The organism is Streptomyces flaveolus (assembly GCF_000716535.1).
Classification (GTDB): domain Bacteria; phylum Actinomycetota; class Actinomycetes; order Streptomycetales; family Streptomycetaceae; genus Streptomyces; species Streptomyces flaveolus_A.
The window spans coordinates 150,473-167,470 of the sequence record NZ_JNWV01000015.1 but is presented as its reverse complement, the minus strand read 5'-3'; the positions used below and the strand labels follow the sequence as shown (position 1 = coordinate 167,470).

Here is a 16,998-nt window from a genome sequence, read left to right as displayed (position 1 = left end):
TGTGCGATCGCCTGCGGCCTCGGACCGCGGGGCCGGTTACCACCAACCGGAGATGAGAATGATCTCCACGGCTGCCCCTCCCTCCGCTCCGGTCGCCGGCCCCGGACGGGCCGCGTTCGGTACGGCAATGATCGGTTCGCCATGATCAGCCAGTCCAGAGCCCTCGTGCGCCGGGGGCCTGCCATGACGGGAGCAAGCCAGAGCCGCCGGTCGTCTCAGGGGGTGAGACGGAGAAGCTCCAGTGCGCGGCTCAGCCCATGGCCGAATGTCACGGCGCAGTGCACCGGCTCGCAGCCGTGTGTGATGGACCGGGCCATGTCCTCCAGCCCGGCCTGCAGCAGCGCGGGCCCCGACGACAGGGTGAGCGACTGGGAATGCCGGTCGTCGCTGTAGTGAAGGCGCGTGCCGTCGAGGACCAGCCGACGGTGTACGTCGAGCAGCGAGAGGTCGGCGCGGTGCACGGGGGAGTCGGACGTCGCGGCCAGGGCCAGCTGGGCACCGGAGGCGAAGTGCAGCACCCCGGTGATCCTGCCCTGCTCGATCCCCTTGGTCAGGGCGGCTACGGGCGCGCCGAGGAGCCTGCAGGCCAGATCGAGGTACGGGGCCAGTGCCCGGACGGAGCCGGCGTTCGCGGGCTGCACCGCGGTACCGGGCGCTCGGGCGGCGGCGCCGAAAGGCCAGAAGGACGCACGGTATGCCTCGGCGGGCCTGAACTGAGAGACGTGGAGCGTACCGGTCGCCCTCCGGGACCAAGGAGCGGTGATGGGGCCCTCCTCCAGGAGGACCCCGGGTGCCGGAAGCATGCCGAGCCGGCCCGTCCCCCGCCTGGCCAGCGCGGTGAGCGCCTCGAACTCGGCGACGGACAGGGGCGGTGGCTCGTCGAGGAGAACCGACTTGCCGGCCTCAAGGGCCGCGCGACCCAACATCATGCGCTCCGCGTGCGGTGCGCAGAGCAGCACCAGATGGAGCCGGTCCGCCTCGAGGATCCGGCGCACCCGGTGCCGAATCAGCTCGGATCGGCCCAGTGGCGGGTGGTCGTCGAGATCCACTGTGCTGTGGACGTCGAAGAGCCCGCTCTGTTCCAGGGCTGCGGCCGAACTCCACACGGCCGGGCCGCTTCCGAGCACAGCCGCTACGAGACGCATCGTCGTCTTTCCATTCCTGGGGAGGGCAGTCCGAGAGAGAGAACCTGAGAGAGGGTAATGACCGACCGGTCCTGGGGTCGGCGGTGCGTCCACTGTGCGCGCGGTACGCGGAAGACGTAGCACGCCGTGAAGGCTCGGTACGGCACACTTCGGTGACGAATAATCGCACATATTCCATGCGTATTGCTCTCGCACGGCCCGAACGTCTCGGCATCCGAGAATCGCGGCAGCGGCGGCCGTCACTCGCCATGACGCCCACTCGCAACGCCGATCCCTGGACTGCGCCGGAGACGGGCGAAAGCATGATCCATCGTCGGCGACCTCGCCGTCAGGCATCTCTTGAGTCGAGCAAGTGCCTTGCGAAACAGGTGAGTTGATGAGTATCCCCAATGAGTACGCCGGTCCTCGCGGCCCCTTCGTGCGTGCCGTTGTCGAGGCGCTCCAACTGCGCGGCAAGCGGCAGGCGATCGTCGCTTCGGCCGATGTCTGGACGGCCGAAGAAGTTCTGCTATCCTCCGCCGAACTGGCCCGCCGTCTCGTTTCCGAGATCCAGCCCGGACGTGTGGTCGCCGTCCTTGCCGAGCGCCGGGCGGAAACCATCGTCGCATTCCTTGCCTGCCTCAGGGCGGGAATTCCTTTTTTCCCTCTGGAACCCGGTCTCCCGAAGACTCTGGCAACTCGGCGGATCAATTCGCTCGACGTTCCCGCACTGATCTGTGCGGCGGGGGCGGAAGCCGTCTTCGGGCCGACGGGACCGGAGCGCGCGAGGGTCCTGTCTGTGGCACAACCGGAAGCCGGGACCCTGCCCGGAGCAGCGCCGACGACCGTCCTCGACACCGACGGCGACATCGCGTACGTGCTCGCGACCTCCGGCACCACCGGGGCGCCCAAGCACGTGGCCGTCCCGGTCGACGCACACGCCCGCTACGTCCGGGACTTCGTGGCGTTCCTCGGTGGACCGGCACAGTTGCGGGGCCGGAAGCTGGCAGCGGTGACCACGTTGGCAGCGGACCTGTCGTACACCGCCGTCTTTCCGGCACTGTTGTGCGGAGCCGAACTGCATCTGGTGGCGGAGGACGTCGTCCGCGACCCCGTGGCGTTCACCGCCTATGTGGACCGGCACCGGCTCGATCTGGTGAAGACCACACCGAGCCAGCTCAGGGCCCAACTGGCCCTGAGTACAGGCCGTCACGGGCTTCCGCGCCGCCATCTCATCGTGGGGGGTGAGCAGTTCACCGCGGAACTCCAGCGCGAGCTGGCCGCCCGTCGCCCGCTGTGCCGGGTGTTCAACCACTACGGCCCCACCGAGACGTGCGTCGGCGTCGCCATGCACGAGCTGCCGACCGACGCCTTGGCGGGCAGCGGCCCTCTCCCCGTGGGCCGCGGTCTCGCGGGCGCACGGCTGAGTGTCGTGGACGACGCGTTGCGCCCCGTCCCGGCCGGACAGCCCGGCGAACTCCTGGTCGGCGGCGTTCCCACCGCGTGGGGGTACCTCGACGATCCCGGCCGCACCGCGGCCGGCTTTGTCCCCGACCCCGCCTCCGGCGTCCCGGGGCGCAGGGCGTATCGGACCGGAGACCGGGCCGTGGCCGACGAGGACGGCCTGATCGTCGTCCTGGGCCGCACCGACGGGCAGCGCAAAATACGCGGTCACCGAGTCGAGACGGCCGCGACGGCGTCCTTGCTGCGTGAGCTGCCCGGCGTGCGGGACGCGCACTGCGAGGTACGACAGGTCGGCGAGCTGGGCGACACACTCGTCGCCTGGATCGCCACGCAGGACGGTGTCACCGCGTCCACGGCGGCCGCATGGCTCGCCGACCGACTGCCGCCGACGCACCTGCCGGGCCGCATCATCCCCCTGGGGCAACTGCCCCGCACGCCGAACGGCAAGGTCGACGCAAGTCGGCTCCAGGTGCCCGGGGCCGACCCCACGCCGGTACCCGAGTCCGGCCCCACAGCCAAGCCCGGCCCCACACCCGAGTCCACACCTGCACCTGATGGCGCCCCCATACCAGAAGCCGCCCCCACTCCCGAACCCGCCCCCGACGCCGACCTGATCGGCCGCGTGAGCGCGCTCCTCGGTCGGCTGCTCGCCCTGCCCTCGCTCGGGCCGGACGACGACGTCTTCGCCCTGGGCATGCACTCCCTCGCCGTGGTGCGCGCCACCCAGGCGCTGCACGCCGAACTCGGCCTGATGGTACGAGTGGGGGACGCGTTCCGGGCCCGCACCCCGAGGGCGCTCGCCGCCCTGTGCGTCACGGACCAGGACCCGGCCCCCCTCGGTGGGAGCGCCGACGGCAACCGCGGTCTGACGCCCGAACAACTCGCCCTGTGGATCGAGCAGACCCGGCAGCCGGACAGCACCGTGCACAACGTTCCCCTGCGTCTCGCCCTGCACGGGCCACTGCGTCCGGGGCAGGTGCGGGCAGCGTTCGAGGAGGTCGTCCGCTCCCAGTCGGCCCTGCGCACCCGGTTCGTGCCGACGGCCGGCGGCCCCCGGCCGGAAGCCGGCACCACGGCCGACTTCGCATGGAGCGACGCCTCCCTACCGGGGCTCGGACCGGCCGATCGCGAGTCCGTCGTCGTCCGGGAGCACGAACGGCTCTGCGCCGAACCCTTCGACCTGGAGACCGGCCCGCTCCTCAGGGTCCGCCTGCTGGAGTGGAGCGCCACCGCCCACGAGGCTCTGATCTGCGTTCACCACACCGTCTTCGACGGCGAGTCCGCACATGTGCTGGCCGCGGAACTGCTCCGTCGGCTGACACAGGACGCTCCCCGCTCCCCCGCGTACGGCCGGGCCCCGTCGTCCGGCCCCCCGACGGACGCGCCGACGCTGCCCGGCGTGCGGGGCCCCGCACGCCGGCTGCCCCCGCCCGCCCGCTTCGGCCTGCCCGAACCGGCCGACGCTGCCCCCGCCCTGCTCCATACCGAGGAACTGCCGGACTCCCTGTGGCAGTCGGTGCACACCACGGCCGTCCGCGAGGGCGTCACGCCCTACGCCGTGCTGCTCGCCGCCTGGTCGCTGGTGCTCGGCCGACAGGCCGGCGAACGGGAGTTCAGCGTGGCCACCCCGGTCGATCTGAGAACCGGTGGCGGGCCCCGGATCGGCTGTCTGATCAACACCGTCCCCGTGAGCCTGCGGCTGCCCACCGACGACACGGTCTCCCAACTGCTCTCCGCCACCGGCCAGGCGGTCGCAGCGGCCGTCGAGGACCGGGGCCGTCCCTACGCCGAACACGCGGCCACCATGCGTCGGCTCCATGGTGTGGGCCGGCCGGCCCGGACCATGCTGTCCCTGGAGCGGGAAGAGACCTACGAGGCGCAGGGGCTCGTCGTACGGCAGCACTCCGCCGCGCTCCCCCGGGCGGTCACGGACCTCGATCTGGTGGTCACGGCCCACGGTTCGTCCGGGGCGAGGGTCGCGCTCCACGCCCATGCCGGGATCTGCCCCGCCGAGCGCACCGCAGGGCTGACCGAGCAGTTCCTGTGCGCCCTGCACGAGATCACCGGCGCGCCCGGACGGCGCGTAGACGAGCTCAGCCTGCTGTCGCCGGCCGCCCGCGCGACCGTTCTGGCCTGGGGCGAGGGCGACTTCGAGGACGAGGACCCCGGCCTTTCGGACCGCTTCCGGTACTGGACCCGGCGTGCCCCGGAGCGGGTGGCCGTCCGCGTCGGCGGGCAGAGCCTCACCTACGGTGACCTCGCGGACCGGGTGACCCGCTGCCGACAGGGCCTCGCCCGGCACGGGGTACGCCCCGGTCACATCGTGGGCCTGAACCTGCCGCAGGGCCCGGATCTGCTGGTGCTGTGGCTCGCCGCACTGGAAAGCGCGGCGACCGTGCTCGCCCTGGACCCCGCCTGGCCACCGGCCCGCACCGCCCAGGCGGCACGCGGTGTCCGGGCCGACCTCGTCGTCGCCGCGTCTCCCGACGCCTTCGGGTGGCACCATACGGTGACCGTGGCGGATCTCGTCGATGTGTCGACGCCGTCCGCGCAGCAGCCGGGACCGGCCCCGGACCTGGACCGCGACGGAGCCAGGGCCGCCTATCTCATCCTCACCTCCGGATCGACCGGCACCCCGAGGGCGGTGCCAGTGCCCCGACGAGGCGTCGCGCGGCATGCCGCCTGGATGCAGAAGCAGTTCCCGCTCGGCGCCGACGACCGGGTCCTGGTGCAGACCTCGCCCGGCTTCGACGTCGCCGCCTGGGAACTGCTCGGCCCCGTGGGTGCGGGTGCCACGGCCGTCTTCCCCGAGCGGGCAGGCGCCCCGGTACGTGATGTGTCCGCCCTCGCCGAGCTGATCGCGGCCGAGCGGATCACAGCGTTCCAATGCGTTCCCGCGCTGCTCAAAGCCCTGCTGGCGGAGCCAGCCCTGCGTGGGACGTCCTCGCTGCGACGGGTGTTCTGCGGCGGCGAGGAACTCCCGCCGCAGCTGGCCGAGGAGTTCCGTGCCGCTTTCCCACAGGCGCGGCTGGTGAACATGTACGGCCCGACGGAGACGTCCATCGACGCCAGCTGGTACCCGGTCCCCGCGCGAACGCCGGCGGGGCAGGACCGGCTGCCCATCGGCCGGCCCGCCGCCTCCGCCTCGCTGCGGGTCCTCGACGGCGCCGGCCGGCCGGTGCCCCCCGGTACCGCCGGCGAACTCGCCGTCGGAGGCCCCGGGGTGGCCCACGGATACCTCGGTCACCCGGGCCGAACGGCAGGGCGGTTCGTACCGGATCCGTTCGGAGCCCGGCCCGGCGGCCGCCTCTTCCTGACCGGGGACCGGGCGCGCTGGCGGACCGACGGGCTGCTGGAATTCCTCGGCCGGACCGACCACCAGATCAAGCTCCATGGCCACCGGATCGAACTGGCCGAGATCGAAGCCGCCCTGCTCGCCCAGCCAGGCGTGGCGGACGCGGTGGTCGTGGTGGAGGCACCGGGCCAGCCTCATGCGCGGCTCGTGGCCCGTCTGGAGATGGCCGCAGGAGCGGCCGTGACCACGGGAGAGCTGCGGAAAGCACTGGCCGGACGGCTGCCGTCCGCCATGCTGCCCACCCGCTACCTGCTGGTCGACGCCCTGCCCCGGCTGCCGAACGGCAAGGCGGACCGTGCCGCCGCGGCCACCCTGCCCGGACGGGAGCCGGCCGTGAGCGGACCCGGTTCCGGTACGCCCCGCGTACCGCTCTCCGCCGCCGAGCGAGAGGCCGAACAGGAGGTGGCGAGTGTGTGGGAGTCGCTCCTCGGCGTCCGTGATCTCGACCCGGACCGCAGTTTCTTCGACGTCGGGGGCAATTCCCTTCTGGTGACGCGGTTGCGCGCGGGGCTGGCCGAACGGTTCGACGTGAGCCTGGCCATCGCCGATCTCTTCGAATACCCCACCGTGCGCGCCCAGGCGCGTCTACTCGCCGGTCCACGGCCGGCCGAGGAGCCACCGTCCCCACCAGCACCGGGCGCACGCCGCCGCGGCCTGGTCCAGCTCGGCAAACGACGTAGAAGGGTGCGCTAGTGGAGGAGCATGGACAGGACGATCTCGCCGTCGCGGTCGTCGCGATGGCCGGGAGGTTTCCGGGAGCTGCCGACATACCGGCTTTCTGGGCGGCCCTGTGCGCCGGTACCGAAGCGGGCCGGCGTCACTCCCGCGAGGAACTGATCGCGGGCGGTGTCCCTGAACCCACTGTCACAGACCCGCGGTTCGTACCCGTGTCGGCACCTGTCGACGGCCCGTACGACTTCCCCGCCGATTTCTTCCGCATGTCGCCCGAGGCGGCGCGCGGCACGGATCCCCAGCACCGCCTGTTCCTGGAGTGCGCCTGGCAGGCCCTGGAAGCCGCGGGCCTGCTCGCGGGCCCCGGCCCGCGCCACGTGGGCGTCTTCGCGGGAGCCAGCGAAGGCACCTACCTGCCGCTGGTCGGCGGGAACAGCGGGGACGGGCTCGAGCAGCTGGCCCTTGACCTCGGCAACAGCCAGGACTTCCTGGCCACGAGAGTCGCGCACACACTCGATCTGCGGGGCCCGGCCCTGTCCGTGCGCACCGCCTGCTCGACCTCTCTGGTGGCCGTTCACCTCGCCGTGCAGAGTCTGCTGGCCGGAGAGTGCGAGGCGGCGGTGGCCGGTGGCTCGGCGGTCAGGCACCCGCTTCGGCGCGGTCACGTCCACGAGGCGGGCGGTATCTATTCGCGCGACGGCCGCTGCCGTCCGTACGACGAGGAGGCCTCCGGCATCTTCAGCGGTGACGGCGTCGGCGCCGTCGTGCTCAAGCCGCTGGCGTCGGCCCTCGCGGACGGAGACCACATCCACGCGGTCGTCCGCGGCTCAGCGGTCAACAACGACGGCGGCGACAAGAGCGGGTTCACCGCTCCCGGGCTGCGCGGTCAGGCGGCCGTCGCCCGGGCGGCCTTGGAGGTGGCGGGCGTCGACCCACGCACGATCGGCTATCTCGAAGGACACGGCACGGGCACCCCGCTGGGGGACCCCATCGAGGTCAAGGCGCTCACCCGGGCCTGGCGGACCCGAACCGCTGACCGGGGCTACTGCTCGCTCGGTTCGGTGAAGGCGAACATCGGGCACCTCGACGCCGCCGCGGGCGTGGCTGGGTTCATCAAGGCGTGCCTCGCGGTCGAGCACGGCATCCTGCCCGGTCTTCCCTCCTTCACCCGCCCCAACCCCGAACTCAGCCTGGCGGACAGCCCGTTCGTGCTGCACCGGCAGACGCGGCCGTGGCCCGCGCAGGACCGTCCGCGGCGCGCGGCCGTGCACTCCCTGGGCCTCGGCGGCACGAACGCGCACGTCATCATCGAGCAGGCGCCCGCCCGTACCGCCACGGCCGGCACGGGCCCGCTGATCCTGCCGCTCTCCGCGCCCGACGGCGGCTCGCTGAGCCACTACGCGCGTGCCCTGGCCGACACCCTGGACGGCACGGAGAGCGGCGCGGCGGCGGCAGCCACGCTGCGCGAGGGCCGTACCGCGTACTCCAGTCGCCGCGTCGTCGTGGCCACCGACACCGTCGACGCCGTGCGCGCCCTGCGCGTCCCCCACGAGCCGCGTCCGAGCGCCGGGGATCCCTCCACCGTCTTCATGTTCCCGGGGGGCGGGGCCCACCGCGCGGGCATGGCCCGTGACCTTGACACGACGCTGCCGGCCTTCCGTGCCGCGCTTGACGCACTCGATCCGCTGGTCCGCCGGGTGACGGGCCACGCGCTGCGCGCGCTGCTGTGGGGTGCGGAGCAGGAGTACCTCGCCCGGCCGGCCCACGGTTTCCCGGCCACCGTCGCGGTGTCGCTGGCCATGGCCCAGACCCTCGGCTCATTCGGCGTGTCCCCGGACTCGGTCCTGGGCTACAGCCTCGGCGAACTGCCCGCAGCGGCGGTGGCCGGGGTCTTCGAGCCCGAGGACGCGTTGCGCGTCGCAGCCCTGCGTGGCCGGATCTTCGAGCGCATGCCGGCGGGCGGATCCCTGCACGTGGCGGCCGCACCCGCGTGGGTGGAACGCGAAGCCCCGCCCGGAGTGCTGGTCGCTGTGCGCAACGGCGACGAGGACTGTGTGGTGTCCGGGCCGCTGGAACCCCTGCGCCGGTTCGAGGAGCGGCTCGCCGAGCGGGGCGTCGATCACCGCCGCATCGCCGTGCCCGGGGCCGTGCACTCCCCCTTGCTCGATCCCTTCCTCGCCGAGTACGCGCAGGCGATCGCCGAGACGGCACCCCGCCCGCCGCGGGTGCCGCTCCTGTCCAACGTGACCGGCACCCGTCTCACCGACGAGGAGGCGCAGGACCCCGCCTACTGGGCCCAGCAGTTGCGGCAGGTCGTGCGGTTCGACGACTGCCTGCGGACAGCTGCCCGGGACGGCGCCGTACTGGTCGACCTGGGTCCGGGCCGCGGCCTCGAGGCCATCGCCCGGGGCATCCCCCGGAGCGCGGATCGCTGGACCGTGACCGCGGCCATGCCGTCCGGCAGGGATCCGCGCAGTGAGACGGTGGTCCTCGCCCACTGTCTGGGCACGCTGTGGGAGCGGGGCGTCCCGGTCGACTGGACGGCCGCGCCCGGTGGCAGGGTACGACGCCTCGCGCTCCCGATCGCGCTGCCGGCCAGGTCGACGTACGCACCGGAGTCCCCAGCCCCCGCCCGGCCCGGGCCGACCGCCGCCACCACCGCGACGGCGCCCGCGCTGTGGAGCCGGTCCTGGCGCCGGCTGGAGTCCGCTCCGGCCCAGCGGCGGCAGGACGGCGCGCTCGTCGTCCTGCTGGCACCGGACGCCGGAACGGCACGGCCCTACGCCGCCGCCGCCGCCGACGCGGGCATCGAGTCGCGCGCGGTCACCCGGGCCTCGGACGCCCTCCGGGAGATCCGGCGGGCGGCACCGGGCGGTCCGCCGCCGGCCGTCGTCGACCTGCGGCCGCTGGCCGGGGGCACGGCGCTCGACTTCCTGGAACTGGCCGCGGGGACGGGCGAGGCCCGGGCCCGTCTGTACGCCGTGGGCGAGCGGATGTTCGACGTGCTCGGCACCGAGACGATCGATCCCTCTTCGGCGATGCTCCCGGCGGCAGTCGCGGTCGCAGCCCACGAACGCCCCGAGCTGACGGTGTGCTGCGTCGATGTGACCGCGGCTGACGCTCCCGGGACGGCCGTGGTGGCCGCCCTGTCGCACCCGGAACTCCACGGACAGTACGCGGTACGCGGAAGGCATCTGTGGACGCCGTTCATGGAACGGCGACAGGAGCCCTCGCACTCCCGGTCGCTGGCCGTACTGCGCCCCGGCGGGGTCTACCTGATCACGGGCGGGCTCGGACGCTACGGCCGGTGGCTGGCCGAATGCCTGGCGCGGGAGAGCCGGGCCACCCTGCTGCTCGCTCAACGCGGGAGGCTCCCCGACCGTTCGCTCTGGGACACCGGCGACCTCGACGACGAGACCGGTCGACGGATCGCCGCGGTCCGCCGCATCGAAGCACTCGGCGGCACCGTGGAACTGCTCACCGTGGACGTCACCGACGAGCCCGCGTTCGCCACCGCCTTGGCCGCTGCCGAGTCCCGGCACGGACCCGTGACCGGAGTCATCCATGCGGCGGCCGACTTGAACGCGCCCTCGGGCTTCGCCGCTCTGGACGAACTCAGGGCCCGCGGATTCTCACGCGGCTTCGCCGAGCAGGCGGCGGCCAAGCTCGACGGCACCCGGGTGCTGGACAGGGTGCTGGGCGACCGGGACCTCGATTTCCGGGTGCTGATGTCGTCGAACGCCGGAGTGCTCGGCGGACCCGGACTCGGCCTGTACGCGCCGGTGAACGCCTACCTCGACGCGTTCGCGCGGCGCGGCGACGGTGACGGCGGCCGGGGCTGGCTGTCCGTCGGCTGGGACGGATGGCGTCTCCCCGAGGACCCGCGGGAGGCCGGTGCCCGCAGCTCGCTCGAGCAGTACGCGCTGAGCGGGGAAGAGGCGTTCGCGGCACTCCTGCAGGCCGTGCGCTGCGGGCTGCCGGCCGTGTCGGTCAGCCGCGGCGACTTCCAGGAGAGGTTCGCGGCCTGGGTCCTGCGGCCGTCCGCCTGCCCGACCGCACCGCCCGCGGCGGCACAGGACACGCTGGAGGCCCCCGACGAGCGGCTGGCACCCCGGGATGCCTCCGCGCTGGTGCGGGAGATCTGGCAAGAACTGCTCGGCACACCCGACCTGGCGGGCGACGAGGACCTCTTCGCGATGGGGGGCACCTCGTTGACGGCGATGCGCATCCGTACACGCCTGCGCCGGCACTTCGGCGTCGACGTCCCGGTGGCCGACCTCATCAGGAACCGCACCGTCAACGGCATGGCCCGGCTGCTCGAGGAGGGACGGGCCGACGGGCGGCCCGCGTACGCCCCGGCCGGCGCGGGCGAGGCGGGTCCGGCCACGGTCGACGGCTCCTCGGGAACCGACATCTTCACCCTCCTCGACGAAATCGAAACCGCTACGGCCGGTGGGAAAGGCGAACCACGATGAGCCTCAGGAACCGGATCGACCGGTTGGACGCCGCACAACTCGGGCGGCTCGCCGAGACGCTGCCCCCGCTGCCCGCGTCCCTGCGACGGCTGTGGACGGCCGACCGACTGGCCGAGGGCGTGCCCGTCTACAACGTGGCGGAGGGCTTCGACCTGCGCGGCCCGCTGGATCCGAGCAGACTGCGGCAGGCTCTGGACCGGCTGTGGGACCGTCACGCCGCGCTGCGTACCGTGGTCGCGGCGCTGCCCCCGGGGCCGTACGCCGTCACCCTGCCGGCCGACTCGCCCGTACCGTTCGACGAGGTGGACCTCCGCTCGCACGGACCGGCACACGCGAGGCGACTCGCCCTCGAGGCGGCGCGGGAAACCGCCCGGGAGCCCTTCGATCTGGAAGAAGGACCGCTGCTCCGGGCGCGGCTGATCCGGTGGGACGACGAGGGCTGGGTCTTCACGGTGGTCCTGCACCACCTGGTGTGCGATGGCGCGTCACTGCGGGTCCTCTTCGGCGAGCTGGCCCAGCTCTACGCCACCCCGGACCTGCTTCCCCTTCCTCGGGCGGCTCAGACCCCGCCCACAGGGGAGGGCGACAGCGCGCGGCGCGCGGCCGACCTCGCGTACTGGAGGAACGCGCTGCACGACATCCCCCGGACACCGGGGCTGCCAGTGGACCGTGTCCGCCCGCCCCACTCCCGGCAGAGCGGGGCGCGGACGCCCCTGCCGCTCGACGCCGACTGGTACGCACGGGTGCGGAAGTCGGCGCAGACCATCGGGGTGTCGCCCTTCGACGTGCTGCTGACCGCGGTGGGAGTCGTCCTGGGCCGGTTCGGCGGTGTCGAGGACATCGTGGTGGGCACCACCGTGGACGCCCGCTCGGAGACCGGGGACGAGGACAGCGTCGGCTTCCGGATGAAAACTGTGCCGCTGCGCCTGCGGCCCCGCCCGTCCGACACCGTCGCCGCTCTGGCCCGCGTGGTCCACGAAACCGTCCTCGCCGCCATGACACACACCGAGGCGGAGTTCGACGAGATCGTCGCCGCGGTCGGCAGACCTGGACCGGTGCACGCGCCGCTGTTCCAGGTGGCCGTCGAACTCCATCATGACGCCGGGACACTGGACCTCGCCGGTCTGCGCGTCGAACCGCTGGCCCTCGATACGGGCACTTCGAAGTTCGATCTCACCTTCCATGTGTCGTCGTCCCCGGGTTCCCCCGGTTTCCTCGAATACTCCACCGAGCTGTACGACGCCCACACCGCACGCGGACTGGGCGAGGCACTCGCCGCCGTGCTGGCGGAGCTCGACCAGTACCTCGATCTTCCCCTCACCGATCCTCCGCTGACCCGCACCGCCGGCGACCGCGACCCGGCCGGCCCGCGGCGGGAGCCCGCAACGGTGACCGGGCCCGGCGCGGAGGCGCGACCGCTGCCAGAGGCGCTGCGCGAGGCCGCGCGCAGGCATCCGGACCGCCCGGCCCTCACCTGCCCCACCGACGGCGGGACCTCGTCCTACTCGTTCCGGGAACTGCGGGAGCACACCGACGCTCTGGCGGCGCTGCTGGGCAAGGCGGGCGTCGGCCGGCAGCAGCCCGTCGGCGTGTGCATGGAGCGCTCCGTCGCCCAGGCCTCGGCCGCCTTCGGCATATGGGCAGCCGACGCGGTCTTCGTCCCCCTGGACCCGGCATCGCCCGCCGAACGCCTCACGGCCATGCTGGACGCGGCCGGCATCCGTACGGTGCTCGTCGACCCGGGGACCGAGGGCCACCCCGCCCTGGCGGGTGTCCGGCGGATACAGGGCGATGTGCTGTCGCCCGCTGCCGACCGGGTCACGGGTACGCCCGCCGGCCCCGGTGGTGATGACATCGCGTACGTCATCTTCACGTCGGGAACTAGCGGCCCTCCCAAACCGGTCGCGGTACGCCACCGCAGCCTCGCGGCCCTGGCCGACGCCATGCGGGAACTGGCGTTCCACACGCTGCCGGACGCCGCGCCGGTCGCCGTCAACGCCCCGCCCTACTTCGACGCCTCGCTGCAGAATCTCTCCCTCCTCGCCGACGGACACCCCGTCCATCTGATCCCCGACAGCCTCCGCACCGATCCCCACGCCCTGGTGCGGTATCTGGCCGACCACCGCATCCACGCCGTCGACGGCACCCCCACCCATGTGGCATCCCTGGTGGAGGCCGGACTGCTCGACCGGCCGGCCGAGCCCGTGCTCACCGTCGTCCTGGGCGGCGAACCGGTCCCCCCGCAGCTGTGGAGACGGCTGAAGGACAGCCCTGTCCGCGCCTACAACGTCTACGGCCCCACCGAGTTCACCGTGAACGCCACGGGCTGCCGGATCGACGACCACCCCGAGCCCGTCATCGGACGGCCCCTGCGCGGGGTCACCGCCGAGGTGCTGGACGAACGACTCCGGCCCGTCCCGGCGGGGTTCCCCGGCGAACTCCATCTGTCCGGCATCCAGTCGGCCCTGGGATACCGGGGCCGACCCGCCGCGACAGCCGAGCGCTTCCGGCCGGGCCCTCGCGGCGACGTGCGGTATGCCACCGGCGACCGGGCCAGATACCTGGCGAACGGCACCCTGGCCTTCCTCGGGCGCCGCGACGAACAGGTCAAACTGCGTGGGCACCGCATCGAACTGGGCGAGGTGGCCGACAGTCTGCGGACCGCACCCGGGGTCGTGGAAGCGGCGGCGGCGCTGGTCACGGCCGAGAACGGCAGCCCGGTACTCGCCGGGTTCCTGGTCACCGACGGCGCTGGAACAGACCTCGCCGCGGTCCGGGCCCACGCGGCCGGGCAGCTGCCGGCGGCGATGATCCCCGCCGTACTGCGCGTGGTCGACGCGCTGCCCCGCACCCCCAACGGCAAACTGGACCACGCCGCCCTGGCGGAATCGGTACGCCGCACCGCCGCGGCCCCGCCGGACGGGGCCGTCGACGCCGATCCGCGCGAACCCGTGCACCCGGCTCTCGCCGCGATCTGGCAGCGGCTGCTCGGGGTCACCGACGTCCGCCCCGACGACGACTTCTTCGCCCTGGGCGGGCATTCGCTGCTGGCCACCCGGCTCATCCGGGAGGTGCGGGAGCACATGGGCGCTGGACTGTCGTTGCAGACCGTCTTCCGCACCCGGACCCTGGCACGGATGACCGCGGCCCTGCCCCCGGCCGGTCCGCCACCGTCGACGGGCCAGTCGCCCGCGCCGGGCCGACAGGACGAGGACACCGCGCTCGTCGTCCCTCTGGCGGAAGGCGGCGACGGCCTGCCCCTCGTCGTCCTGCACCCCTTGGGCGGCACCCTCTTCGCCTACGAACCCCTGCTCCGGCTGATCCCCGACAGCCACCCCGTCTGGGGAATCCGCTCCCCGTCGGCGGCCGGCGCCGACGAGGACGCGCGGGACGTGCACGCCCTCGTGGGACGCTACGCGGACGAACTCCTGCGCACCACGTCCGCCCGTCGGCTCGCCGTCTACGGTTGGTCGCTGGGCGGGCTCCTCGCGCTGGCCCTGACCGCCGAACTCGAGCGGCGGGGCGTCGACGTGGTCTTCACCGAGGCGTGGGACTGCGGGCTGAGCACCGCCAATCCGCTCACGGACCCGGACCTGGCGGCCCTGGCCGTGCGGGCCGTCCACGGGGAAAGCACGGCACTCTCCGTCAAGGACCGGCTGGCCGGGCTGTCCGGGCCGCTCACGCCCGAACACACGGGGCTCCTGCACCTCGCGCGATCGCTCGCCGAACCGAGCCGAGCCGAGCAGGACACCGCGGCCTTCGTCCGAGAACTGAGCCTGATCCGCGCCCAGACCACGCTGCTGCGCGACTGGGTGCCCGGCCCGATACGCGCCCCACTGCACGCAGTGCTCGCCGAGAAGAGCCTGCGCACCGGCGCGGTGACCCCATCCGACTGGGGCACCGTCACGAGCGCCGAATGGACCGTGCACACAGTCGACTCCGATCACCACGGCATGGTCCGCCCACCCGCCGTGCGGACGGCGGCCGCCGGGCTTCTCGCCCGGTTGTCGACCGCCGCACCGTCCAGCAGGACCACCCCAGAAGTGGAGCCGAACCTTGCAACCGGTTGACACGCTGGAGCTGTACCGGCGTTTTCCCTACCCCTCCCCCGATCCGGACGCGGATCTGATCCCCGACATCGCGAACGGGATCGGGCTGCTGCTCAAGGACGAGAGCCTGCGCGAATGGCAGGTGCTGGACGCCGGCTGCGGCACCGGGCACCGCCTCGTGGCCCTGGCGCTGCAGTATCCGCAGGCCCGCTTCACCGCTGTGGACCCCTCCGCCCACTCCCTCAAGGTCGCACGAGGGCTTGCGCAGCGTCACGGCGCCTCGAACATCGAGTTCGTCGAAGGCGCCCTCCCCGACCTGGAGCTGCCCCACGCCTACGACCTGATCGTCTGCTCGGGCGTACTACACCATCTGCCCGATCAGCGAGCCGGACTCCGCTGGCTCACCGAGCGCCTGGCCCCGGACGGACTGCTCTTCCTGTGGCTGTACAACGCCCTCGGGGAACACGACCGGATGCTGGAGCGCGAACTCGTCCGGATCCTCGCGGGAGGTGCCGTGGACGAGTCCGGGCTGGACATCGTCAGGGCCCTGGGACTCGCCCTCTCCCGCACCCGCTACGGCGCCACCGCCCAGGGAGGCGGGGACACCGACACGGTCCAGGCGACCGTGGACGCCGACGCCTACCTCAACCCCATCGTGCGTCCCGTGCGGTTCTCCGACGTCCCGGACCTCTTCGAGTCGCTGCCCGTCGACTGGGTCGCGGCATACGGCATCAGCACCGAGGGCGGGGGCCAGCTCCTCGACCTCGGTCAGGTCGAGGAGGAGGGCTTCCCGGTCGTTCGCCCCGACGACTTCTTCGACCAGCCCCGTCTCAAGGCGCGCCTGAGGGAACTGCCCCCGATCGAGCAGGCCCGGGTGCTGGAACTCGTGCGGCGACCGACCGGGTTCAGCCTGGTCGCGGGCCGCGGCACCGGACTGGAGGAATGCGTGCCCCGGCTGCGCGGCAGCCTGCTGCTCGGCGAGGCGGCGGGCCGGGTTCCGGTGCTCGGCCAGTCCGCGGGAGACCGCCGGCGGCGGCGCATGGTCCGGGTGGCTCTCGGAGACGAACTGACCGGCGTGGGCGAGAAGATGGTGGAGCGCTGGGGCGCGGCAGCCATGGAGCGCGTCACGGCGGGCATCGACATGGCCGTCGGGCGCCGACCGCGCATCCTCACGGACCCGGAGCAGCGCCCCGCGCTGTTCCATCTGCCTGGGCTGCCCGCCACACCCTGGGTGGACACGCATCGGCTGCCGGGGCTGGCCGGACTCGCCGCGAGGCTGGAGTCCGCCTGGCGCGAGATTCGGGGGGAACTCGACGCGCTCCGTGCGGAGCCGGCCGGCGGCCTCGACAACTACGTCGACGGCGCCTACATGTCGGCGAAGTTCGCCGACCGGGGCCGTGCCGACTGGCGCAGTCTGACCCTGTACACGCAAAGCGAGGTCCAGGCCGTGATCGCCGACCGGTGCCCCGCGACGGCGGCGGCGCTGGGGGACATCGGCCCCGGTCTCTCCGGTGACGTGATGTTCTCTCAACTCCTTCCCGGCACCGAGTTGGCCGCCCACCACGACGACAACACCTACAAGCTGACCGTTCATCTGCCGCTGCGCGTCCCCAGCGACTCCGGTATCAGGGTGGACGGACAGACACGTCGGTGGGAGGAGGGCCGGTGCCTGGCCTTCTCCGACGCCTACCGGCACGAGGCGTGGAACCACGGTGCGCATCCCCGGGAAATCCTGCTGCTCGACGTCTGGCATCCCGAGGTCACGGAGGCCGAACGAGACGCCCTGGAGGCCGTCCGCGCTGTGCTGGCCCCCGCGTGCCGACCGGGCGTCTTCGACCGTTTCTGAACCCATCCGCATC

5 protein-coding genes are annotated in these 16,998 nt (G+C 73.0%); 4 read left to right on the top strand and 1 reads right to left on the bottom strand.

What is annotated here, in order from left to right; genetic code table 11:
* Nucleotides 1-215: 215 nt before the first annotated feature.
* Complete coding sequence (locus OO52_RS17605) at nt 216-1,145, bottom strand: hypothetical protein (RefSeq protein WP_158712513.1); 930 nt, start codon at nt 1,143-1,145, stop codon at nt 216-218.
* A gap of 376 nt (nt 1,146-1,521) precedes the next feature.
* Between OO52_RS17605 and OO52_RS17600 the strand changes: the two genes are divergently transcribed.
* From OO52_RS17600 to OO52_RS46070, 4 genes are read left to right on the top strand one after another with little or no spacing between them, the layout of a single operon-like run.
* On the top strand, nt 1,522-6,636 hold the full coding sequence (locus OO52_RS17600) for a non-ribosomal peptide synthetase (RefSeq protein WP_078877218.1): 5,115 nt from the start codon (nt 1,522-1,524) through the stop codon (nt 6,634-6,636).
* Nucleotides 6,636-11,090, top strand: a complete 4,455-nt coding sequence (locus tag OO52_RS17595) for a type I polyketide synthase (protein WP_051818374.1) — start codon at nt 6,636-6,638, stop codon at nt 11,088-11,090. The genes OO52_RS17600 and OO52_RS17595 overlap by 1 nt, the downstream gene beginning before the upstream one ends.
* Entirely contained in the window at nt 11,087-15,160 is a 4,074-nt protein-coding gene (locus OO52_RS17590) for a non-ribosomal peptide synthetase (protein ID WP_030643988.1), read from the top strand. The genes OO52_RS17595 and OO52_RS17590 overlap by 4 nt, the downstream gene beginning before the upstream one ends.
* Entirely contained in the window at nt 15,147-16,985 is a 1,839-nt protein-coding gene (locus OO52_RS46070) for an aspartyl/asparaginyl beta-hydroxylase domain-containing protein (protein ID WP_051818372.1), read from the top strand. Before OO52_RS17590 ends, OO52_RS46070 begins: the two co-directional genes overlap by 14 nt.
* Nucleotides 16,986-16,998 lie beyond the last annotated feature (13 nt).